The 21,672-nt window shown below is 70.0% G+C and carries 18 protein-coding genes and 1 pseudogene; 10 read left to right on the plus strand and 9 right to left on the minus strand.

The annotated features are described in order from the left end of the window. Positions 1-49: 49 nt before the first annotated feature. Positions 50-2,692 (minus strand): adenylate/guanylate cyclase domain-containing protein, encoded by a 2,643-nt coding sequence (locus MUE36_03215; protein ID MCU0309935.1) that lies wholly within the window; start codon positions 2,690-2,692, stop codon positions 50-52. 125 nt (positions 2,693-2,817) lie between these two features. Then, positions 2,818-3,750, minus strand: coding sequence for a sulfite exporter TauE/SafE family protein (locus MUE36_03220; GenBank protein ID MCU0309936.1), 933 nt, complete (start codon positions 3,748-3,750; stop codon positions 2,818-2,820). 266 nt (positions 3,751-4,016) lie between these two features. On the opposite strand from MUE36_03220, the gene MUE36_03225 reads away from it, so the two are divergent. The 4 genes from MUE36_03225 to MUE36_03240 all read left to right on the plus strand — a co-directional run bounded on the left by MUE36_03225 (position 4,017) and on the right by MUE36_03240 (position 5,946). Beyond that, entirely contained in the window at positions 4,017-4,268 is a 252-nt protein-coding gene (locus MUE36_03225) for a ribbon-helix-helix domain-containing protein (GenBank protein MCU0309937.1), read from the plus strand. Next, entirely contained in the window at positions 4,255-4,560 is a 306-nt protein-coding gene (locus tag MUE36_03230; GenBank protein ID MCU0309938.1) for a type II toxin-antitoxin system PemK/MazF family toxin, read from the plus strand. Before MUE36_03225 ends, MUE36_03230 begins: the two co-directional genes overlap by 14 nt. Positions 4,561-4,596: 36 nt before the next feature. Continuing rightward, positions 4,597-5,541 (plus strand): CPBP family intramembrane metalloprotease, encoded by a 945-nt coding sequence (locus MUE36_03235; protein ID MCU0309939.1) that lies wholly within the window; start codon positions 4,597-4,599, stop codon positions 5,539-5,541. 129 nt (positions 5,542-5,670) lie between these two features. Continuing rightward, positions 5,671-5,946: a hypothetical protein gene (locus MUE36_03240; GenBank protein MCU0309940.1), complete on the plus strand. Its 276-nt coding sequence runs from the start codon at positions 5,671-5,673 to the stop codon at positions 5,944-5,946. A gap of 105 nt (positions 5,947-6,051) precedes the next feature. On the opposite strand, the gene nucS is transcribed toward MUE36_03240, so the two are convergent. Then, a complete protein-coding gene (gene nucS / locus MUE36_03245; protein MCU0309941.1) occupies positions 6,052-6,711 on the minus strand; it encodes an endonuclease NucS in 660 nt (219 codons plus the stop codon). Positions 6,712-6,787: 76 nt separating this feature from the next. Between nucS and MUE36_03250 the strand changes: the two genes are divergently transcribed. Next, a complete protein-coding gene (locus tag MUE36_03250) occupies positions 6,788-7,243 on the plus strand; it encodes a hypothetical protein (GenBank protein ID MCU0309942.1) in 456 nt (151 codons plus the stop codon). Between the two features lie 15 nt (positions 7,244-7,258). Here MUE36_03250 and MUE36_03255 read toward each other — a convergent pair whose 3' ends face one another. Both MUE36_03255 and MUE36_03260 read right to left on the minus strand, forming a co-directional pair. Then, positions 7,259-8,911: an AarF/UbiB family protein gene (locus MUE36_03255; protein MCU0309943.1), complete on the minus strand. Its 1,653-nt coding sequence runs from the start codon at positions 8,909-8,911 to the stop codon at positions 7,259-7,261. 88 nt (positions 8,912-8,999) lie between these two features. Continuing rightward, on the minus strand, positions 9,000-9,704 hold the full coding sequence (locus tag MUE36_03260; GenBank protein ID MCU0309944.1) for a 3'(2'),5'-bisphosphate nucleotidase CysQ: 705 nt from the start codon (positions 9,702-9,704) through the stop codon (positions 9,000-9,002). Positions 9,705-9,844: 140 nt separating this feature from the next. On the opposite strand from MUE36_03260, the gene cysD reads away from it, so the two are divergent. From cysD to MUE36_03280, 4 genes are read left to right on the plus strand one after another with little or no spacing between them, the layout of a single operon-like run. Further along, a complete protein-coding gene (gene cysD, locus MUE36_03265; GenBank protein MCU0309945.1) occupies positions 9,845-10,750 on the plus strand; it encodes a sulfate adenylyltransferase subunit CysD in 906 nt (301 codons plus the stop codon). After that, complete coding sequence (locus tag MUE36_03270) at positions 10,750-12,012, plus strand: GTP-binding protein (protein ID MCU0309946.1); 1,263 nt, start codon at positions 10,750-10,752, stop codon at positions 12,010-12,012. The genes cysD and MUE36_03270 overlap by 1 nt, the downstream gene beginning before the upstream one ends. Beyond that, positions 12,009-12,638 carry an adenylyl-sulfate kinase gene (gene cysC / locus MUE36_03275; protein MCU0309947.1) on the plus strand — a complete coding sequence of 210 codons (630 nt, stop codon included), beginning with the start codon at positions 12,009-12,011 and terminating at the stop codon, positions 12,636-12,638. The genes MUE36_03270 and cysC overlap by 4 nt, the downstream gene beginning before the upstream one ends. Before the next feature lie 60 nt (positions 12,639-12,698). Further along, positions 12,699-13,256 (plus strand): nuclear transport factor 2 family protein, encoded by a 558-nt coding sequence (locus MUE36_03280; protein ID MCU0309948.1) that lies wholly within the window; start codon positions 12,699-12,701, stop codon positions 13,254-13,256. Between the two features lie 54 nt (positions 13,257-13,310). On the opposite strand, the gene ettA is transcribed toward MUE36_03280, so the two are convergent. The 3 genes and pseudogenes from ettA to MUE36_03295 form a co-directional block, all read right to left on the minus strand. Further along, complete coding sequence (ettA, locus tag MUE36_03285; GenBank protein ID MCU0309949.1) at positions 13,311-14,987, minus strand: energy-dependent translational throttle protein EttA; 1,677 nt, start codon at positions 14,985-14,987, stop codon at positions 13,311-13,313. A 100-nt stretch (positions 14,988-15,087) separates the two neighbouring features. After that, a complete protein-coding gene (locus MUE36_03290) occupies positions 15,088-15,762 on the minus strand; it encodes a hypothetical protein (protein MCU0309950.1) in 675 nt (224 codons plus the stop codon). A gap of 450 nt (positions 15,763-16,212) precedes the next feature. Next, a pseudogene (locus tag MUE36_03295) lies at positions 16,213-16,476 on the minus strand (hypothetical protein). Between the two features lie 215 nt (positions 16,477-16,691). Between MUE36_03295 and MUE36_03300 the strand changes: the two are divergent. Continuing rightward, the gene (locus tag MUE36_03300) at positions 16,692-18,026 is read left to right on the plus strand and encodes a M20/M25/M40 family metallo-hydrolase (GenBank protein MCU0309951.1); all 1,335 of its coding nucleotides are present in this window, start codon (positions 16,692-16,694) and stop codon (positions 18,024-18,026) included. Here MUE36_03300 and MUE36_03305 read toward each other — a convergent pair. Continuing rightward, positions 18,023-21,655 (minus strand): multifunctional oxoglutarate decarboxylase/oxoglutarate dehydrogenase thiamine pyrophosphate-binding subunit/dihydrolipoyllysine-residue succinyltransferase subunit, encoded by a 3,633-nt coding sequence (locus MUE36_03305; protein ID MCU0309952.1) that lies wholly within the window; start codon positions 21,653-21,655, stop codon positions 18,023-18,025. The genes MUE36_03300 and MUE36_03305 overlap by 4 nt on opposite strands. Between the last annotated feature and the right edge of the window lie 17 nt (positions 21,656-21,672).

Below are 21,672 nucleotides of genomic sequence, written 5' to 3' on the forward strand. Positions count from 1 at the left end.
AGTGATCCGAGACGTGCCGATCTGACCGACGGACCGGCGCGGCTCGGTTTCAGGCGAGGGCGCCGAGGGCGACGTCGACGAGCTCGTCGACGGTCATCGCCTCGCCGCGGCGTCGTGCGGCGGTGAGGTCGCCGGGGTGGGCGTCGACGGCCGCCTGGGCCCGGGCTCGGCACTCGTCGCCCAGCGTGTTGCCCCGTCCGAGGCCGAGCTGGTCTGCTTGGTGGGTGCCGCCGGCGAGCAACACGGCGGTGGTCTCGAGGGCGTCGTTCCGAGCGGCGCGGGCGGCGCAGATGTTCATGCAGATGTAGAGGAGGTTGGTCTGACCTTCGTCATGGGCGACGCGCAGTCCCTCGGTGAGGTCGGTCGCCTCGCTATCGGGGACGCCGGAGAGGAGGTCGATCGCAGAGGCCCAGATGTGGGTGGAGACCAGGGCGAGAGACCCGGCGACCCGGCCGGGACCGAGGGCCGAGCGGGCCAGGTGACGGGCCCGGTCGATCTGGCCGTCGCGCCAGAGGACCGCGGCATACGACCCTTCCGCCAAGGCGATGAGCAGCGGGTCACCGTGGTCGAGGACGTCGCGCTGGAGTCGTTCGTAGAGCTCGAGCAGCTCGGCGGTATCCCAAGCTCCTTCGAGAGAGCCTCTCTGGGTTTCGAGGAGCAGCTCGAGATAGCGGTTGCCGCTGTCCGCTGCGACCCGGTGACCGCGTTCCGACCAGCTCCGGAAGTCCGCCGGGTCCATGCGGTTCTGGGCGACGCGGACGAGCGCGAGGAAGGCCACCCCGGGGGGGTCGACGCCGGCAGTCTCCGCGAGGTCGACGGCTTCGATGGCGTGGCGCTCTGCGACGGTTGCGTCGCCGACGTTCGTCTCGGCGTTGGCGGCGTCGGCGAGGGCTCGCATCCGGCGGCGGGGGTCGAGGTCGGGGTCGTCGAGGAGCTGGTGGAACCAGCCCAGTCCTTCGCGACTGCGGCGGATCTGCCAGTAGGCGCTGAGGGCGAGCACGCTGCGGGCGGCGTCGTTCACCCGTCCGGTGGTCAGGAGGTGAGCGAAGGCGCTGCGGTAGTTGTCGATGTCGACGTCGATGGCGTCGAGCACCGCGTTCTGGTCGGTGCCGCCGGTCGCTCGTCCGAGGGTGACGGCCCGGTCGCACCAGTAGGTGGCGTGTCGGTCGCGGACCTCGTCGGCGTCGGGTCGCTCGACGAGGCGGTCGGCGGCGAACTGGCGCAGCGTCTCCAACAGCCGGTAGCGGGTGGTCATCGCCCCCGTCGCTGCCACGACCATCGACTTGTCGACCAGGTGTCCGAGCGCGTCGAGGACCTCGAAGTCCTCCACGGTCCCGCCGGCGGCGATGGCCTCGCCGGCGTCGAGGTCGAACGTCCCGGCCAGGGTCGACAGGCGTTGGAACACCAACTGCTCGGTGTCCTCGAGCAGGTCGTAGGACCAGGCCACGGTGGCCTGGAGGGTGCGGTGGCGTTCCACCGCGGTGCGACCCCCGCCGGTGAGGAGGCGGAAGCGCTCGTCGAGGCGTTCCAGGATCTGAGTGGGGGCCATCATCCGCGCCCGGGCCGCAGCGAGCTCGATGGCCAGGGGGATCCCGTCGAGACGGACACAGATGGCGGCCACAGCGGTGAGTTGGCTGTCGTCGAAGGTGGCGCCGGCCTGGGTGGCCCGGTCGACGAACAGCTCGACCGACTCGGTGCCCTCGGCCAGCGGGGGCACGGATCGCACCCGCTCGGCGGCGACACCGAGAGGCTCGCGGCTGGTGGCCAGCACCCGCACCCCCGGCGCCGCCGCGGCCAGACGGTCCACGAAACGAGCCACGGGCGAGAGGAGGTGCTCGCAGTTGTCGATGATGACCAGCAACTGCTTGGTCTTCAGCCGACCGACCAGGGTCGTGATCAATGGCTCGCCGGTCTGGGCGGCCACGCCCAGCACTTCGGCGATCGTGGGCAGCACCATCTCGTCGTGGGCGACCGGGGCCAGCTCCACCAGCCACACCCCGTCGGCGTAATGGGGGAGCACGTCGGCGCCGACCTCGATGGCCAGGCGGGTCTTGCCGACCCCACCCACCCCGGTGAGGGTCACACACGGCTGCTCGCCCAACAGGCCGCCGATGTCGGCGATGTCGCCCTCGCGGCCGATGAACGACGACGCCTGCAACGGCAGGTTCGTCGCGTAGTTCTCCAACGACCGCAACGCCGGGAACTCCCCGCCCCCGACCTGGAACACGTGCTCCGGGTGAGCGAGATCGCGTAGCCGGTGCTCACCGAGGTCGCGCAGGTCGTCGCGACCACGCACTAGTTCCGCGGTGGCGGCACTGCACACCACCTGACCGCCGTGGGCCACCCCCATCACCCGGGCGCACCGGTTCAGGGTCGACCCGAAGTAGTCCCCGTCGCGGAGCTCGGCCTCACCGGTGTGCAGGCCCATCCGCACCGGCAACACATCGGCCAGACGTGTCTGGGCGTCGACCGCCGCGTCGACCGCGTCGGATGCTGACGCGAACACCGCAGCCACCCCGTCACCGGTGTGCTTGAACAGGTGACCGTGGTGCTTCTCGATCACCGCGCCGAGGATCGCGTCGTGCTCGACCAACAACGCCCGCATCGACTCCGGCTCGTCCTGCCACCGCCGCGTCGACCCCTCGACATCGGTGAACAGGAATGTCACGGTGCCCGTCGGCAGGCTGTTCACCGCCAAAGCATCCCAGACCACAGGAAGCTGCGCTGCGCCGATCGTCACGTGCCGCGTCCCGCGATGGCAGCGGTCGGAGCAGCTCGGACCCTCCCTACCGCGGTCGTCGCGTCGGAGCTGCGAGCTCAGGCCTCGTCCGACGTCGCGGCGGTGGGCGCCGGGGGCGCGTCGGGTGCGATCCGTCGGGCCCATGCGTCGCCGAGTCGGGGCCGGAGTGCCGCGACGGCGACCGCGGCGATCGCCGCTCCGTAGAGGAACCAGCGGGCGGCGCCGAGGTCGGCCCACCCGGCCAGCTCCCTCGCGTTGGTGAGGAGGAGGAGGCCGCCGACGGCCACACCCATCGGTCGGGGGGCCATCCGGCGCACCAGCCAGGCCGCCACCGGCGCGCCCAGCATGCCGCCGACGAGCATGGCGGCCACCACCCCGAGGTCCAGGCCGCCGCTGCCCAGCGCGGCGATCAACGAGGCGGCCGAGACCACGGCCACGGCCACCTCGGCGGTGTTCACCGACCCGACCGCGAAGCGGGGTGGCAGGTCGCGGTGCATCAGGAACGGGGTGACGACGGGCCCCCAGGCCCCGATGAGGCCGTTGGTGATCCCGCCGGCGGCGGCCACCACCTCGGTGCCGCGGCTGTCGAAGTCGGGCATGGCGTCGGGGTCGTGGGCGAGGTCCTCGAACTCCTCGGGCCGGATGGTCGTGCGCCGGCTGAAGCGCCAGAGGATGCGCATGCCGATCAGGGTCAACAGCACGGCCAGCACCGGGCGCAGCGTCTCGGCGTCGACGTTCGACAGCACGGTGACGCCGAGGACGGCTCCCGCGCATCCCGGGAGGGCCAGCCGGACCACCAGCCGGTGGTCGATGTTGCGGAACCGCCAGTGCGAGATCGCCGAGGCCAGGCCGGAGAAGACCTTGGCGATGTTGACCGTGGTGGACACCGAGGCGGGGGCCAGCCCGGTGCCGAGCAGGATGCTCGAGCTGGTCGGCCCGAAGCCCATGCCCAGGGCGCCGTCGACGAGTGCGGCGAGGAACCCGGCGAGGGCGACGACGAACAGATCCACGGGGCGGCAATATATGACCGATCTGGTCGGGTTTCCATTCCGCCCCGGCGCCGGCTCGTGTCAGAACAACCTGAGCATCGCCGACTCGATGCCGCGGAGCTCGTCGTGGTCGACCTCCACGCAGGCGATGTCGCGGGCGTCGGCCAGCACCTTGGCCTGGGGCTCGATGGACTGGGCAATCAGCTCCCTCGATTGTCGTTGATCGGCGCGCGTTCGGCGTTTCCGGACGGTTGCCCCGGACCGTCATACATCAATATCATACTCGTATGACAATGCTCAGCTTCCGCGTCGATGCCCATGACGCAACCGAAGTGCAACGATGGGCCGAGGCACTCGGGGTCGACCGCTCCGAGCTTCTGCGCGAGGCGCTTCGTCGCCACCTCGATCGTCTCGCTTCCGAAGGGGACAGCGACCGCTGGGAGGCCTCACCGTTGCAGCCGGGTGAGGCGGCCCTTGCCGACATCGCCGAGTGGGGACCGGCAGAGGACTGGTCGGAGTGGGCTGATGCAGCGGGGTGAGGTGTGGTTCGCGGCGACGCCGGGAGGAGATCGGCCTGTGCTGGTGCTGACAAGGAATCCAGTGGCGGACAGGATCGGCGCGGTCGTCGTGGCCGCACTCACGCGAACCCGTCGGGGCCTCGCGTCGGAACTGGTGTTGACCGAGGCTGACGGCGTCCCGACGAGCAGTGTCGTCAACTTCGACAACATCCACACGATCAAGAGAGAGACCTTCCGGCGTCGGGTCGCCACGTTGTCGCCGGCCCGCATGGCCGAAGCTTGTCGAACCCTCCAGGCCGCGACGGGCTGTTAACCGGCGATATGGGGCGGTGCCCAACTGGCGGGTGGGTTGGTCGCGTGGGGCCGGCAAACGTGGCAGCTGAATGTCGATCCGGTACCTTGCCCATCTGGCGTTGCCCAGCGCCTCGTTTCGTGGTGGCTGTTGTTCGGTCGTCACCGGATCCATCGACAGCAGCAGATCGAGGCCCGTATGCGCATCAAGCCGTCTCCTCTGTCCGCGATCGTCGCGATCGTCGGCTACATGGTCGTGGTGTTCACCGTGTGGGCCGTAACCGGGCTGGACTACGACGAGGTCGGCGACACCGTCGAGAACGTCCAGAAGGGTGTGGTCCTGGCTGTCGGACTCGGTGCTGTCTACCTGGTCGTGGTCACGACGTTCCTGGGCTGGTGGAAGCCCGCGATCCACGAGCCTCGCAAAGTCGGTAGCGGTTGGATGTGGGTGATTCCGGCGCTGCTGCTGCTCGGCGCCATCGGGAACCTGGCGTCCACGAAGTGGGGCGAGATCGAAGGTGTCGCCACCTACGCGGCCTGGTTGGCCATCGGCACCCTGTTCGTCGGCTTCTCCGAGGAGCTGCTGACCCGTGGCCTCGCGATCGTCGGTGGACGCGGTTCGATGCACGAGAAGTGGGTGTGGGTGTTCTCTGGCGCGATCTTCGCAGTGCTGCACGCGCCCAATGCGCTGTTCGGTCAGAGCGTGCCCGGCACGCTGCAGCAGATGTTCTTCGCGTTCGGCGTCGGGCTCACCTACTACGTCGTGCGACGGCTCTCCGGCACGCTGATCGTCACGATGGCGCTGCACGCAATCTGGGACTACTCGGTGTTCATCCAGGACCACTCGGTGTTGAACCTGACGGACAAGCCGGCGAACCCCAGCGGGTTCCTCCTGTACATCGCGATCGTTGTCGGCATCGTCGCCCTGGTGAAGATCCTCAAGTCCGGCGACGTCGTCGAGCCCGGCGGCGACCAGCTCGCCGCGTTCGAGACCCGTGGGTAGGCAACCTGTACCAGCCTGAGTGCGGGGCTCATCAGCCGGTCTCGGTGATCGCCGTGAAGGGTCGTGGTGTGGCGTGGGCCCTGGTTCGGTCCGTCTGCCCTCAGCGCGACGCTCCGACATCGTGCGCAGATGAACTCGGTGCTGAGCAAGAAGCACATGGAACTCACGCTGGCCAGCGGTGCCGAGTGGGTCGTCGTCAAGTCCGGTGCCCTGAAGCAGATCTACACCGTTCTCGACGGGGACGAACCCATCGCGAGGATGGACCTGAGGGACCTGCCGCTGAAGCGTCGCTACCCGGTCGACATCGTCGAGGGGGTGGAGCTTCCACTGGCGACAGGCCTGCTGTGGGCCATCAACTTCTCGCACCTTCGAAGGGTCTCGGGAGCGGGCGCCGCGGCGGGATAGAGCGTCGTCAGCGGTGCCGACCCCGGTGCACGGCTCCGATCCGGGTGGAATCGTCTGCAGTTCCCGCGCCGAGACCGTCACCGAAGTGCCGGTAGGGGATGGTTCTCAGAACAGTTTGAGGACCTTCGATTCAATACCGCGCAGTTCGTCGTAGTCGATCTCGACGCAGTCGATTCCCCTGGATGCCGCAAGTACGCGGGACTGCCTGGTAATCGCCTGCGCCACGAACACGCCGCGCACCGGGCGCAGGTTGGGGTCGCGGTCGAGTCGTTCGAGGTACCGGGCGAGCTGCTCCACCCCGTCGATGTCGCCCCGACGCTTCACCTCGACGGCGATGGCGTTGCCGTCCGCGTCCCGGCAGAGCAGGTCGACCGGGCCCATGTCGGTGGGGAACTCCCGTCGCACCAGCACCAGGCCATCGCCGATCGTCGTCGGATCGGCGGCGAGCAGCTCCTGCAGGTGGGCCTCGACGCCGTCCTTCTGGAGCCCGGGGTCGACGCCGAGCTCGTGGGCGGAGTCGTGCAGCACCTCGTCGAGGGTGATGGTGAGCGTCTCCCCCTTGGGGTTGGTGACCACCCACCGGCCCTCCTCTTCGACGAGGCGGTTGGGGGCGTTCATCCAGTTGAGCGGCTTGTAGGCGCCGCCGTCGGCGTGGATGGCCACGCAGCCGTCGGCCTTCACCATGATCAGCCGGGTCGCGTTCGGGAGGTGCGCCGCCAGCCGTCCCTGGTAGTCGACGGAGCAGCGGGCGATCACGAGGCGCATGACCGACAGAGGGTAGGGGAGCCAGGGGTACCGGATCCTCCGGTCGGTGCACTCCGCATGATGGTTCACTGTGGCGATGGCCGACGTCGCGAAGTACAACCGGATCTACGCCGAGTCCCTGCAGAAGGAGGTCCCCGAGCCGATCGAGGCCGTGGCGATGCTCAGTCGGGGCGGGCGGATGGGCACCGAGGCCCTCTACTTCGCCTCACCACTCGCAGCCATGATCAAGGGCAAGGGTGAGAAGGATCGGGCCGGCGGCCTCCCGCCCCACGCCGCCGTGGCCCTGACCGCGACCTCGGTGTACGTGTTCGCCTACAAGCCCAAGGGCCGCGGCCTGAAGGTGAAGGGCGCCCCCACCGTGTGGCGGCGCGATGCCGTGCGCATCCTCCCGACCGGCGCCGGCCACCTCGACGGGGTCTCGGTCGAACTGATCGAGACCGGCGAGGTGCTGCAGCTGGAGAACACCGCCCTGCCCGGGCTCGGCGGCTTCAACGAGGCCTTCTACGCACGGCTCGGGGCGGCGTCGACCTGACCGTCCGGGAGGGGCTCAGTCGACCTCGTGACCGGACATGCGCTTCGTGATCAGCTCACGGCGTTCGCGCAGCTCCCGGTAGGTGAGCCGCTCGAGGTTGGGGTCGACGCCGAAGCCGGCCTTGACGCCACTGAAGTCGAAGTCGACCGCGGTGGGATCGACGCCGATGTCGGCGAAGATGCGCTCGCCGTGGGTCTGGGCGAAGTACATCGAGATGTTGGCGATCTCGGCGAAGAGGTCGAGGTCGGGGGCGAGGCGGGCGATGGCACCGTCGAGGAACACCAGGTTCTTGACGTAGAGCATGAGCTCCTTGGGCATGCGGGCGCCGTAGCCGAGCAGCAGCTTCACCACCTTCTGGATCTCGTGGATCATCTCCTCGGGGCTCATCTGCGTGGGGTCGAGCGGCGGGCCCTCGAGGTCGAGATCGACGATGACCTGCTCGAGGTCGGTGTCGGGCGGCAGGGCGCCGAGGTCGCGGAGCGCGGCGAGCTGCACCCGGACGTCGTTGGTGGTGGCCCCCAGCAGCAGCCGGAGGAAGGCCAGGCGCTGGACGTCGCCCATCCTGGCCGTGATCCCGAAGTCGAGCAGCGCGGTGCGGCCGTCGGGGAGGACGAACAGGTTCCCGCCGTGGAGGTCGCCATGGAAGATCCCGTGGATCAGGGCGCCCTCCATGAACCCGATCATCCCGGTGCGCACGACCTCGTGGGTGTCGACCCCTGCGTCCTTCATCCCGACGACGTCGTCGAAGTTGAAGCCGTCGAGCCGCTCCATCACCAGCACGCGCGGGGTGACCAGCTCGGGGTGCGGGCGGGGCACGACGTAGCCCCGCTGGCCGAGCTTCACGAAGCTCTCGGCGACGTCGAGCATGTTCTGGGCCTCGAGGCGGAAGTCGAGCTCCTCGGTGATCGTCTCGGCGAACAGCTCGACCAGCGCCGGTGGGTTGGCGAGCGCCGAGACGGGGATGCGCCCGACGAGGAACGGGGCCAACCAGGCCATGACCTCGAGGTCGGCGTGGACGAGGTGGCCCACCGTGGCCCGCTGGACCTTGACGACCACGTCCTCGCCGGTGCGCAGGGTGGCGGCGTGGACCTGGGCGATCGACGCCGCGGCCAGCGGGGTGCGGTCGAACGACGAGAACACGTCCTCGAGGGGTCGTCCGAGATCGCTCTCGACGATGGCCCGGACGTCGCTGAAGGGCTGGGCGGGTACCTGGTCGCGGCACTTCTTGAACTCCCAGACCAGTTCCTCGGGGAACAGGCCCTCGCCGGAGGAGATGATCTGCCCCAGCTTGATGTAGGTCGGCCCGAGGTGCTCGGCGGCCACTCGCAGGCGACGTGACAGTCCCAGGCGGCTCCGGTCGCGGCCGCGGTCGAGGAGGTACCAGCCCCCGAGGGCCCGCCCGAGGTGGGCCACGACGCTGAACACCCGCCGGCCCCGGGGGAGCCGGCGGGGTCGGATCAGGTCGGGGAGCTGCGCCCGGACCACCCAGCGCACCCCGTCGACACCCTCCCGCCATGGCATCGCGGCGGGCTCGACGATCCACGGCGGGTCGTCGGAGAAGGCACCGATGGCGAGGTCGGCCGGGGCGGAGGCAGGGCCGTCGGCGACCGGGGAGGGTGCGGAGGACGAGGCGGCGGTGGACGAGGCGGCGGTGGGGGGAGAAGCCATCGGCTCCGAGTGTACGGAGCACCCCCGTGCATCCCCCGGCCGGGCCGTGACTGTCGCGCTCGTCCCGTGATCCCCGGTCCGGGCGGGATCAGGCCGGTTCGAGGCCGGCCCCCGCGACGGCCGCCAGCACGGCGTCGGCCAGCTCCGGGCGACAGATCACCAGGTCCGGGAGGTAGGGGTCGGGGTTGTTGTAGCGCAGCGGACCGCCGTCGAGGCGCGAGGCGTGCAGGCCTGCGGCGAGGGCCACCGCGGCCGGCGCGCAGTTGTCCCACTCGTACTGGCCGCCACCGTGCACGTACACGTCGGCCTCACCCCGAACGACCGCCATGGCCTTCGCCCCCGCAGAGCCCATCGGCACGAGCACGCCACCCAGCGTGTCGGCCACGGTCGTGGCCAGCGCGGGCGGACGGCTGCGGCTCACGACGAGGCGCACCGGCCTGGCCGGGTCGCGATCGGGGAGCACCGCGGGCGGCTCGGTGGAAAGGGTCAGCCCCAGCCCGGGGAGGGCCACTGCGCCGGCGGCGGGCACGCCCTCGACGGCCAGCGCCACGTGCACCGCCCAGTCGGTGCGGCCCTCGCCGTACTCCCGCGTGCCGTCGACCGGGTCGACGATCCACACGCGCGATTCGGCGAGACGGGCCTGGTCGTCCTTGCCCTCCTCGGAGAGCACGGCGTCGTCGGGGCGGGCCCGGCGCAGCTCGTCCATCAGCCACTCGTGGCTGCGGCGATCGCCCTCGTCCTTGATGGCCCGCTCGCCCGTGCCGGCGGCGTCCAGCTCGACGCGCAGCGTCACCAGGAGCTCCCCGGCGGCCGTGGCCAGGCGGCTGGCAAGCTGGTGGTCGTCGTGCGGGTCGGGGGGTGACCCCGGCTCGCCCGCTGATTGTCGAGCACTAAGGTCAGGAATTCCGTCCACACCCGTACCCTAAGGCCGCCATGGACTACGAGCTGTCCCATCTCGCCGCGCTGGAAGCCGAGTCGATCCACATCTTCCGCGAGGTCGCGGCCGAGTTCGAGCGCCCGGTGCTGCTCTTCTCGGGCGGCAAGGACTCCGTGGTGATGCTGCACGTGGCCATCAAAGCCTTCGCCCCGTGTGCGCTGCCCTTCCCCGTGATGCACGTCGACACCGGCCACAACCTCCCGGAGGTCTACGAGTACATCGACGAGCTGGTCGAGAAGACCGGCGTCCGCCTCGTCGTGGCGTCGGTGGAGGAGTCGATCCGCCAGGGGCGGGTGGTGGACGAGACGGGTCCCCGGGCGAGCCGCAACCGCCTCCAGACCACCACCCTGCTCGACGCCATCGAGGAGCACCGCTTCGACGCCGTGTTCGGCGGTGGACGGCGCGACGAGGAGAAGGCCCGGGCCAAGGAGCGGGTCTTTTCGTTCCGCGACGACTTCGGCCAGTGGGACCCGAAGAACCAGCGCCCCGAGCTGTGGAGCCTCTACAACGGCCGCCACAAGCCGGGCGAGCACATCCGGGTGTTCCCGCTGTCCAACTGGACCGAGCTCGACATCTGGCAGTACGTCGCCGACCAGGGCATCGACCTGGCCCCCATCTACTACGCCCACCGGCGCGAGGTGTTCCGCCGTGACGGCATGTGGTTGGCCGTGAGCCCGTTCGTCACCGTGGCCGACGACGAGGAGGTCGTCGAGATGCAGGTCCGCTACCGCACGGTCGGCGACGCCACCTGCACCGGTGCCGTCGAGTCGGCGGCCGCCACGGTGGAGGAGGTCATCGCCGAGGTCGCCGCGACGAGGCTCACCGAGCGGGGCGCCACCCGGGCCGACGATCGTTCCTCTGAGGCGGCCATGGAAGACCGCAAGAAGGAGGGTTACTTCTGATGGCCGAGCTGCTCCGCTTCGCCACCGCCGGCTCGGTCGACGACGGCAAGTCGACCCTCATCGGTCGCCTGCTGTACGACTCGAAGGCGATCTTCGAGGACCAGCTCGAGTCGGTCGAGGCCACCAGCCGCCAGCGCGGCGACGAGTACACCAACCTGGCCCTTCTCACCGACGGGCTCCGCGCCGAGCGCGAACAGGGCATCACCATCGACGTGGCCTACCGCTACTTCGCCACCCCGCGCCGCAAGTTCATCATCGCCGACACCCCCGGCCACATCCAGTACACGCGCAACATGGTCACGGGCTGCTCCACGGCCGACCTGACGCTCGTGCTCGTCGACGCCCGCCACGGCCTCGTCGAGCAGTCCCGCCGGCATGCCTTCCTGGCGTCGCTCCTCCGGGTCCCCCACCTCGTGCTGTGCGTCAACAAGATGGACCTCGTCGGCTACGACCAAGGTGTCTTCGACCGGATCTGCGACGAGTTCCGGGCCTTCGCCACCAAGCTCGACATCACCGACCTCACCTCGATCCCCATCTCGGCCCTCAACGGTGACAACGTCGTGCACCGCAGCGAGCACATGCCGTGGTACGAGGGGTCGTCGCTGCTCCACCACCTCGAGCAGGTCTTCATCTCCTCGGACCGCAACCTCATCGACGCCCGGTTCCCCGTGCAGTACGTGCTGCGCCCCATGAGCGGCGCACACCACGACTACCGCGGGTATGCGGGCACCGTGGCCGGTGGGGTGTTCAAGCAGGGCGATGAGGTCGTCGTGCTGCCCTCCGGCTTCAGCAGCACCATCGCCGCCATCGACACCGCCGACGGCGCGGTCCCCGAGGCCTACGCGCCCATGTCGGTGAGCATCCGACTGACCGACGACATCGACGTCTCGCGGGGCGACATGATCTGCCGCGCCCACAACCGCCCGCAGGTCGGTCAGGACATCGACGCCATGGTCTGTTGGATGAGCGAGTCCTCGGCGCTGCGCACCGGGTCCAAGCTGGCGTTGAAGCACACCACGCGCTCGGCGCGGGCGCTCGTCAAGGACCTGCACTACCGCCTCGACGTCAACACGCTGCATCGCGACCACGAGGCCGGCGAGCTCACCCTCAACGAGATCGGGCGGGTCTCGCTGCGCACCACCGCCCCGTTGTTCTTCGACGACTACCGCCGCAACCGCGACACCGGCAGCTTCATCCTCATCGACGAGGCCACCAACGCCACCGTCGGCGCGGGAATGATCCTGGGCCCGACACAGGCGTGAGCACCTCGGGCGCCGCGGGCCGCAGCCCCGACGTGGTGTGGCACGCCGGTGAAGTGGATCGCGCCGACCGGTGGTCGGCGACCGCCCTCGGCGGGGCGACGGTCTGGTTCACCGGCCTCTCGGGCTCGGGGAAGTCGTCGGTCGCCGTCGCCGTCGAGCGTCACCTGCTCGCCCGGGGACGGGCCGCCTACCTCCTAGACGGCGACAACCTCCGTCACGGGCTGAACGGCGATCTCGGCTTCTCGGCGCAGGACCGCGACGAGAACGTCCGTCGGGCTTCGGAGGTGGCGCGGCTGTTCGCCGACGCCGGCATCGTGGCGCTCGTTCCCCTGATCTCGCCCTATCGGGCCGGTCGGGAGCGGGCCCGGGCGGCGCACGCCGCCGCAGGGTTGGCGTTCGTCGAGGTGTTCGTCGACACGCCGCTCGAGCTGTGCGAGCAGCGTGACCCCAAGGGCCTCTACGCCAAGGCCCGGGCCGGCACCCTCTCGGGGATGACGGGCATCGACGACCCCTACGAGGCGCCCGTGGACCCCGAACTGAGGCTGGTGCCGTCCGACGGCGACGTCGACCACATGGCGGCCCGGGTCCTGGCCCTCCTCGACAGGGTCACCGGGCCGCGCTCCTGATGGAGGGCCGCCGCGGGCGCGTCGTGATGGACTGTCGGGGACGACGAACGGGGGTGGCACGTGGCCACGACGACGGAGACCGGCGACGGCGATCGATTCGACGAGGTGGGGTCCCGCCTCGCAGAGGTGGAGGCCGTGCAGGCTGTCACGGCGGTGCTCCATCGCTATTGCCGGGGGCTCGACCGGATGGACCGGGCGCTCGCCGAGTCGGTGTGGCATCCCGGGGGCACCGCCGACTACGAGCCCCTCTACCAGGGCACCGGGTCGGGCTTCCTCGACTGGGTGTGGCCGACCCACGAGGGGTTCGCCCGTCACTCCCACGTGGTGACGAACGTGCTGGTCGACGTCGATGTGGCCGCCGGCACGGCCGCCAGCGAGTGCTATGTCTCCGTCTGGCTGCGCTGGCCGGCGAACGACGGTGTGGTGCGCGACCTGGAGGGTCGGGGGCGCTACGTCGACCGGTGGTCGTGTCGCGACGGGGTCTGGGCGATCGACCATCGGCGCTACGTCGACGACCTCCAGCGCGTCGTCGAGAGCCCGGCGTCGGCGCTCACCGACGGGTCGACAGCCACCGGTCGCCGCGGTCGCACCGACCCGTCCTACGAGGTGTTGAGCTGAGCCGACCGACGTCGACGTGACGGGGGAGCGACGGTCGGGCCGCCGGCCCGGCCGTCAGCGGGACAGCGGCTTGTACTTGATCCGGTGGGGTTGGTCGGCCTCCGCCCCGAGCTCCTTGTGCCGGAACTCCTCGTACTCGGTGAAGTTCCCCTCGAACCAGCGAACCTGCGAGTCCCCCTCGAAGGCCAGCACGTGGGTGGCGACACGATCGAGGAACCAGCGGTCGTGGCTGATGACGACGGCGCAGCCGGCGAAGGCGTCGAGGCCGTCCTCGAGGGCGCGGAGGGTGTCGACGTCGAGGTCGTTGGTGGGCTCGTCGAGCAGCAACACGTTGCCGCCCCGTGCCAACACCTTCGCCAGGTGGACCCGGTTGCGCTCGCCGCCGGAGAGGACGCCGACGGGCTTCTGCTGGTCGCTGCCCTTGAAGTTGAACGACGCGACGTAGGCCCGACCGTTCATCTCCCGGGGTCCGAGTCGGACCGTCTCCTGTCCGTCGGTGATCTCCTCGTAGACCGTCTTGTCGTCGTCGAGGATGTCGCGGCTCTGGTCGACGTAGGCCAGGTTCACGGTCGGGCCGATGGTGAGTCGACCGGCATCCGGCGGCTCTTGGCCGGTCAGCATGCGGAACAAGGTCGTCTTCCCGGCGCCGTTGGGGCCGATCACACCGACGATGCCGGCCCGGGGCAGCGAGAAGGTGAGGTCCTCGATCAACAGCTTGTCGCCGAATCCCTTGGCGAGGTGCTCGGCCTCGATCACCTGATCGCCCAGGCGGTCACCGGAGGGGACGAAGATCTCCAGCTTGTCGCCCGAGCCCTGGGCGGCCTGGCTCTCGGCGAGCAGCTGCTCGTAGGCGCTGAGTCGGGCCCGGCCCTTGGCCTGGCGGGCCTTCGGGGCCATCCGCACCCACTCGAGCTCGTGGGCCAGGGTGCGGGCCCGCGACGACTCGGCCTTCTCCTCCTGGCGGAGGCGCTCCTGCTTCTGCTCGAGCCAGCTCGTGTAGTTGCCCTCGAAGGGGATGCCCCGGCCGTGGTCGAGCTCGAGGATCCAGCGGGCCACGTTGTCGAGGAAGTACCGGTCGTGGGTGATGGCCACGACCGTCCCCTCGTAGTCGCGGAGGAATCGCTCGAGCCAGGCCACCGACTCGGCATCGAGGTGGTTGGTCGGCTCATCGAGGAGGAGGAGATCGGGCCGGCTCAGGAGGAGTCGGCAGAGCGCCACCCGGCGCCGCTCGCCACCCGAGAGCGGTGTCACGTCGGCCTCACCCGGCGGCAGCCGGAGTGCGTCCATCGCGATCTCGATCGTCCGCTTCAGGTCCCACGCACCGCTGGCCTCGATCTTCGCCTCGAGGTCGGCCTGCTCTTCGCCGAGCTTCTCGTAGTCGGCCTCGGGATCGGCCCACTTCGCGAGGACGGCGTCGTAGCGCTCGAGGAGCGTGGCGGTCTCGCCGAGACCGTCCATGACGTTGCCCATCACGTCCTTGGCGGGGTCCAGGTGGGGCTCCTGTTCGAGGAGGCCGACGGTGAACCCCGGGCTGAGTCGGGCCTCGCCGGTGTAGCCGTCGTCGAGGCCCGCCATGATCCTGAGCAGCGACGACTTGCCGGACCCGTTCGCGCCGATGACCCCGATCTTCGCCCCGGGGTAGAAGGACAAGCTGATGTCCTTGAGCACCTCGCGGTCCGGCGGGTGGAACCGACTCACCTTGCGCATCGTGAAGATGAATTGGGCGCTCATGGGGGCGAGGTTACCGATGGTGCCAGGGGCCCGGTCACGGGCCCGGGCGCGACGATGCCCCGCACGGGGCGGGGCATCGAAGGACCGACCGGGGGTGGTGTCAGCGCCGGCGGGTGGCGGTCTTCTTGGCGGGGGCCTTCTTCGCCGTCTTCTTGGCGGGGGCCTTCTTGGCCGGTGCCTTCTTGGCGGGGGCCTTGCGGGCCGGTGCCTTCTTGGCGGGGGCCTTGCGGGCGGGGGCCTTCTTTGCCGTCTTCTTGGCGGGGGCCTTCTTGGCCGGTGCCTTCTTGGCGGTCGACTTCGCCGCGGTCTTCTTGGCTGGGGACTTCTTCGCTGCTGGGGTCACCATCGCCTCCTCGGCGGGTCGTTCGGCTCCGTATGTTGTACCAAGCGCGTCAACACCGAGCGCGGTTCCCCCGGTGTCGTCGTCCCCCGAGACCACGTTTGTTTTGTGACTCACTTTCTCGCCACGGCCGTCAGCCGCCCGAGTTCGATGTTGCTGCGCCGGCGAATCTTCTCGCTCCGAGGCGTCCGGTCGGGGTGGGCCGACGGGTCGAGGACCCGTCGCCACGAGGGCCAGATCGACGCCTCGATGAGGCGCGTCGACCGAGTGGACGGCGAAGAGCCGTCGTTCGCCGACGACCATCACGTCGCGCGCGGCGCGCGGCGCGGGGTTGCCCATCAGCTTGAGCGGCACGTAGCAACGGGCCCCGCCGGCGGACACGTACGCGCCGTGGGACGAGAACTCCAGGACCTCGCCCTCGAGGGTGCTGCCCACGGGGTGGGAGGCGACGAACTCGATGAAGGGCAGCGCCTCGTTGAGCGGCTCGGAGGGCTTGCGGGACGTCCGCGAGCGCTTCGGGCCCGAGTCCCCGGTCGGCGGCGGCGGCTTCCTCCCCTTGGCCGCCGACGGGGTCGTCGCGCCCCTCGTGCTCTTCGCGGACCCGCGCCCGCGACCCTGGCGGCGGCCGTCGGAAGCCGCCGTGGCCCGGTCGCCGGAAGCCGCCGTGGCCCGATCGCCGGTGTCCCTTCCCCGGTCCTTGGCCTCCCGGACCGCCCGGCGGCTGACCGGCCCGCGCACGGGCGTGCGCAGGAGGAAGACCCACCCGACGCCGGGGACGGGCTTCCCGCCGATCAGGCGGCCCTCCTCGAAGACCCACGGGTGGGTGGGGTGCAGCTCCTGGAACGAGTCGTTGGAGAGGACCGTCGCCCCGACCTTCTCGGCGATCTGCAGGATGAAGGCATCGCCGCGGCCGATCGCGCCGGCCGGCGGGGTCACCAGTTCGCCGGCGAGGATCGCCTCCTCGTACTCGGGGCGCTCCGAGGGGTCGATGCGGTTCGGGAACGTCGCGTCGACGACGACGGTGAGCGTCTCCACCGGGTGCTCGTCGAGGAACGCCTTCACGGCGTCGTCGAGCTGGCGGAGGCTGGGCGTCGTGCGCCCTTCGGTCGCGATGTTCGAGCCATCGACGACCACGTGGGATCGGATCATGTTGGGGGTTCGACTCTTCTGTTGGCCCGCTGCACGCGGGGCTTCGGTGCCCGGACGGGCGACCGGGAGCACCACCAACCCCGTCCGACCCGCCCACCCCCGTCGCACCGTTCCCGAGAAGGGGCTGCCGGTCGAGGTTGGGGCACGGTCGGGAGGTTCGGAGCCGCTCCACGACGTGATGAAGGCCTCAGCCTACGCTGCCGGGCGTGAGTGCCATGCCGACCGGAGTCGAGGGCGAGTGCACCGAGCTCCTCCAGGCCCTCATCCGCAACGCCTGCGTGAACGACGGCACGGTCGGGTCAGGCCAGGAGCAACGCAGCGCCGACCTCCTCGCCACCTACCTCGAAGGTCCGGGACTCGACCTCGAGGCCTACACCGCCGCCCCGGGTCGCACGAGCCTCGTCGCCCGGATCGAAGGTCGTGACCCGGAGGCTCCCACGCTCCTGCTGATGGGGCACACCGACGTCGTGCCGGCCAACTCGCCGCGCTGGCGCCACGACCCCTTCGGCGGTGAGCTCGTCGACGGCGAGGTCTGGGGTCGCGGTGCCATCGACATGTTGAACCTCACGTCGTCCATGGCGGTCGCCGTGCGGCAGCTGGCCCGCAGCGGGTTCCGCCCCGAGGGCACACTCGTCTACCTCGCCGTCGCCGACGAGGAGCAGGACGGCGCCTACGGCGCCGATCACCTCGTCCGGCACCACCTCGACGCCGTTCGCGCCGACTACGTCATCACCGAGTCCGGGGGGATCCCGCTGCCCAGTCCGACCGGGACCAAGTTGCCGGTCATCGTGGGGGAGAAGGGCTCGTTGTGGGGAACCATCCGCATCGGGGGCACTCCCGGCCACGGATCCCAGCCGTACCGCACCGACAACGCACTCGTGACCGCCGCCGAGGTCGTTCGCCGGCTCCACGAGTACCGCCCCGAGACGATGATCCACGACACGTGGCGTCGCTTCATCTCCTCGATGGGCTACCCGGAGGAGATCACCGGTCCGTTGCTCTCCGAGGACGGCCTCGACGACATGCTGACCGGCCTCCCGACCGGGATGGCCCGTCAGTTCCACGCCTGCACGCACACCACCTTCGCCCCCACCGTCATCGAGGGCGGCACGAAGATCAACGTGATCCCCGACACCGTCGACCTGCAGGTCGACATCCGCACGCTCCCCGGTCAGACCGAGGACGATGCCCGGGATCAGCTCTTCGAGGCGCTCGGCGACCTGGCCGAACGCGTCACCTACACCCCTCACAAGTCCGATCCCTCCAGCGCCTCACCGGTCGACACCCCGCTGTGGCACTCCCTCTCGGAGCTGACCCAGCGGTGGTACCCGGGCTCGGAGACGGTGCCCTTCCTCACCGTCGGCGCCACCGACGCCCGGTTCTTCCGTCGGATGGGCAGCACCGCCTACGGCTTCGGCCTCTTCAGCGAGCACCTCACCTTCGAGGACTACGGGTCGATGTTCCACGGTGACGACGAACGAGTCGACACCGAGTCGCTGCGGCTCTCCACCGAGCTCTGGAAGGCGGTGGCCGAGGACCTGCTCGGCTAGTCGAGCCCGCCGAACGTGTGGTCCCAGAGGCTGCGCACCTCGGCATGGTGGATGCTCGACGCCCCCGTGGCCGGGCTGGCCGACTCGGGCCGGCTCACGCGGTGGATCTCGTGGGTGTCCTCGTGGGCCTCGTACATCCGACCCTTGACGTTGTTCCAGGGGCCCATGTTCTCGGGCTCCTCCTGGAGCCACCACAGCTCGCGGGCGTTGGGGTAGCGGTCCAGCACCCGGGCCACGCCCTCGTAGGGCCACGGATAGAGCTGCTCGACGCGGGCCACGGCCACCGGCGCACCGCGCTCGTCGCGCTCGGCCTGGGCTTCGACGGCGATCTTGCCCGAGGCCAGGACGACGCGACGCACCGCAGCGGGGTCCTCGATGCGGGGATCGTCGAGGATCTCCTGGAAGGAGCCCTGGACGAAGTCGCTGACCGGCGAACGGCTGGTCTTGGCCCGTAGCCCGGACTTCGGCGTGAAGACGACGAGCGGCTTGCGCACGTCGCGATGCATCTGACGGCGCAGGAGGTGGAAGAACTGCGCCGCCGTGGTCGCGTTGCAGACCTGGATGTTGTCGCCGGCCGAAAGGGTGAGGAACCGCTCGATGCGCGCCGAGGAGTGCTCGGGCCCCTGACCCTCGTAGCCGTGGGGCAACAACAGGACGAGTCCGGAGGTCTGGTCCCACTTGTCCTCGGCGGCGACGACGAACTGGTCGATGATGACCTGCGCGCCGTTCATGAAGTCGCCGAACTGCGCCTCCCACACGACCAGCGCGTCCTTGTTCTCCACCGAGTACCCGTACTCGAACCCGAGCGCCGCGAACTCCGACAGGAGCGAGTCGTAGATCCAGAACTTGGCGCCGTCGCGCGCTGCGCCGGCGAGCGGGACGATCTCCTCGCCCGTGTCGTGGTCGACGAGCGCGGCGTGGCGGTGGGAGAAGGTGCCGCGCCGGCTGTCCTCCCCGGCCACCCGGACCGACGTTCCCTCGTGGAGCAGGGTGCCGAAGGCCAGAGCCTCCCCGAGGGCCCAGTCGATCTCGCCCTCGCCGTACATCGACCGCCGTGCGTCGAACTGGCGAGCCAGCTTCGGGTGGACGGTGAACCCGTCGGGTACGTGGTCGATGGCGGCGAAGACCTCGTCGAGGTCGGCCTTCGACACGCCGGTGTCGACCTGGGGCCGCACACCCATGTACACCCGCTCCGGAGCGTCGGCGACGACCGGGGTGGGCTGTTGGGACCGGGTCTCGTCGAGGGCGCTCTGCAACCGCTGCTGGAAGTCGTCGAGGGCGGCCTCGGCCTCCTCCACGGAGATGTCGCCCTTCTTGACGAGCAGTTCGGTGTAGAGCTTGCGGACCGTTCGGCGGGCGTCGATGCGCCGGTACATGAGCGGCTGGGTGTAGCTCGGGTCGTCGCCCTCGTTGTGCCCGTGGCGGCGGTAGCAGACCATGTCGATCACGACGTCCTTGTGGAACGCCTGGCGATAGGCGAAGGCGAGCCCGGCCACCCTCACCACCGCCTCGGGGTCGTCGCCGTTGACGTGGAAGATCGGCGCCTGGACCATCTTGGCCACGTCGGTCGGGTACTCCGACGAGCGAGCCGCCGTCGGGGGCGTGGTGAACCCCAGCTGGTTGTTGATGATGACGTGGATCGTGCCGCCGACCCGGTAGCCCTTGATGTCGCTGAGGTTCAGCGTCTCGGCCACGACGCCCTGGCCGGCGAAGGCGGCGTCGCCGTGGACCAGCACGGGCAGCACGGGGTAGTTGCCCGGCGGCTCGATGAGGTCCATCTTCGCCCGGGCCATGCCCACGACGACAGGGTCCACCGCTTCGAGGTGGGACGGGTTGGCGGCCAGCTCCACGCTGATCGTGTTGCCCCGCCGACTCTCGAACTTCCCGGTCTGGCCGAGGTGGTACTTCACGTCGCCGGAGCCCTGGATGGACTCGGGGTCGATGTTCCCCTCGAACTCGTTGAAGAGCTGCTGGTAGCTCTTGCCCACGATGTTCACCAACACGTTGAGCCGGCCGCGGTGGGCCATCCCGAGCACGGCGGCCTGCATGTGCGCATCGGCCGCCTCGGCGAGGACGGCGTCGAGGAGGGGGATCACCGCCTCCGCGCCGTCGAGCCCGAACCGCTTCTGGCCGACGTACTTGGTGGCGAGGAACTTCTCGAGGGCCTCGGCGGCGTTGAGCCGACCGAGGATGTGGCGCTTCTCGTCGGCGCCCACCTCGACCGAGACCCCTTCGACGTGCTCCTGGATCCATCGCTTCTCGGCCGGCTCCTGGATGTGCATGTACTCGATGCCGATGGTGCGGCAGTAGGCGTCGCGCAGCACGTGGAGCATGTCGTCGAGCTTCATGCGGGTGCGGCCGGCGATCCCGCCGGTGAAGAACTCCCGGTCGAGGTCCCAGATGGTGAGGCCGTAGGTGGCGGGGTCGAGCTCGGCGTGGAGGTGGGGCTCCTCGCTCGAGAGCGGGTCGAGGTCGGCGATGAGGTGCCCCCGGACCCGGTGCATGTTGACGAGCTGTTGCACCTGCATCTGCTTGTCGAGCATCGAGGCTTCGCGGTCGACGGGGTTGACGTCTCGGCGCCACTCGACCGACTCGTAGGGCACGCCCACCGAGCGGAAGACGTGCTCGTAGAAGTCGTTCTCGCCCATCAACAGCTCGTGGACCCGCTTCAGGAACAGCCCGGATTCGGCGCCCTGGATGATGCGGTGGTCGTACGTCGAGGAGATCGTCATGATCTTCGACATGCCGAGGTCGGCGAGGGTGGCCGGGTCGGCGCCCTGGAACTCGGTGGGGTAGGCGAGGCTGCCCACGCCGACGATCAGGCCCTGACCGGGCATGAGGCGCGGGACCGACTGGACGGTTCCGATCGTGCCGGGGTTCGTGAGGCTGACGGTCACGCCGGCGAAGTCGTCGGGGGCGAGCTTGTTCGAGCGGACCTTGCGGATGAGGTCCTCGTAGGCGGCGTGGAAGCCGGCGAAGTCGAGCGTGTCGGCATCCTTGATGCACGGCACGAGCAGCGACCGGCTGCCGTCGGACTTCTCGAGGTCCACGGCGATGCCGAGGCCGATGTGGTCGTTGCGAACCACGCGGGGCTTGCCGTCGGGCCCCTCGAGGTACGACGAGTTCATGACCGGGGTCGTCTCGGCGATGGCGCGCACCACGGCGAAGCCGATGAGGTGGGTGAAGCTCACCTTGCCGCCGCGGGTCCGGCCCAGGTAGCCGTTGATGATCTTGCGGTTGACCTCGAGCAGCTTGGCGGGGACCTCGCGGAAGCTGGTGGCGGTCGGGACGGCGAGGCTGGACTCCATGTTGGTGACGATCCGCGCCGCCGCGCCCCGGAGCGGCTCCCCGGCGAGCGACTCGGGTGCGGTCGCCGCAGCCGACGGGGCCGGCGCTGCCGCCGGTGCGGCCTGCGCCGCCTGTGCCGCTGGAGTCGTCGACGGGGCCGCCGCGGGGGTCGTCGTGGGGCTCGCCGCGGCCTTGGGCGTGGGTCCGGCAGATCGGTAGTCCTGGAAGAAGTCCTGCCACGACTCGCTCACCGAGGTGGGGTCGTTCAGGAACTGCTCGTACATCTCGTCGACGAGCCACGCGTTCGGGCCCGCGATCTTCGGGGGGGAGTCTTCGGCCACGGCGCCGATCCTACCGG

This window comes from Acidimicrobiales bacterium (assembly GCA_025455885.1).
GTDB lineage: Bacteria > Actinomycetota > Acidimicrobiia > Acidimicrobiales > Acidimicrobilacustridaceae > Rhabdothermincola_A.

What these genes read in the sequence shown, in the direction of transcription:
- MUE36_03225 (MCU0309937.1), top strand. Translation starts at nt 4,017, where the DNA reads ATGACAATGCTCAGCTTCCGCGTCGATGCCCATGACGCAACCGAAGTG.
- MUE36_03230 (MCU0309938.1), top strand. Translation starts at nt 4,255, where the DNA reads ATGCAGCGGGGTGAGGTGTGGTTCGCGGCGACGCCGGGAGGAGATCGG.
- MUE36_03240 (MCU0309940.1), top strand. Translation starts at nt 5,671, where the DNA reads ATGAACTCGGTGCTGAGCAAGAAGCACATGGAACTCACGCTGGCCAGC.
- nucS (MCU0309941.1), bottom strand. Translation starts at nt 6,711, where the DNA reads ATGCGCCTCGTGATCGCCCGCTGCTCCGTCGACTACCAGGGACGGCTG.
- MUE36_03250 (MCU0309942.1), top strand. Translation starts at nt 6,788, where the DNA reads ATGGCCGACGTCGCGAAGTACAACCGGATCTACGCCGAGTCCCTGCAG.
- MUE36_03255 (MCU0309943.1), bottom strand. Translation starts at nt 8,911, where the DNA reads ATGGCTTCTCCCCCCACCGCCGCCTCGTCCACCGCCGCCTCGTCCTCC.
- cysD (MCU0309945.1), top strand. Translation starts at nt 9,845, where the DNA reads ATGGACTACGAGCTGTCCCATCTCGCCGCGCTGGAAGCCGAGTCGATC.
- MUE36_03270 (MCU0309946.1), top strand. Translation starts at nt 10,750, where the DNA reads ATGGCCGAGCTGCTCCGCTTCGCCACCGCCGGCTCGGTCGACGACGGC.
- ettA (MCU0309949.1), bottom strand. Translation starts at nt 14,987, where the DNA reads ATGAGCGCCCAATTCATCTTCACGATGCGCAAGGTGAGTCGGTTCCAC.
- MUE36_03300 (MCU0309951.1), top strand. Translation starts at nt 16,692, where the DNA reads ATGCCGACCGGAGTCGAGGGCGAGTGCACCGAGCTCCTCCAGGCCCTC.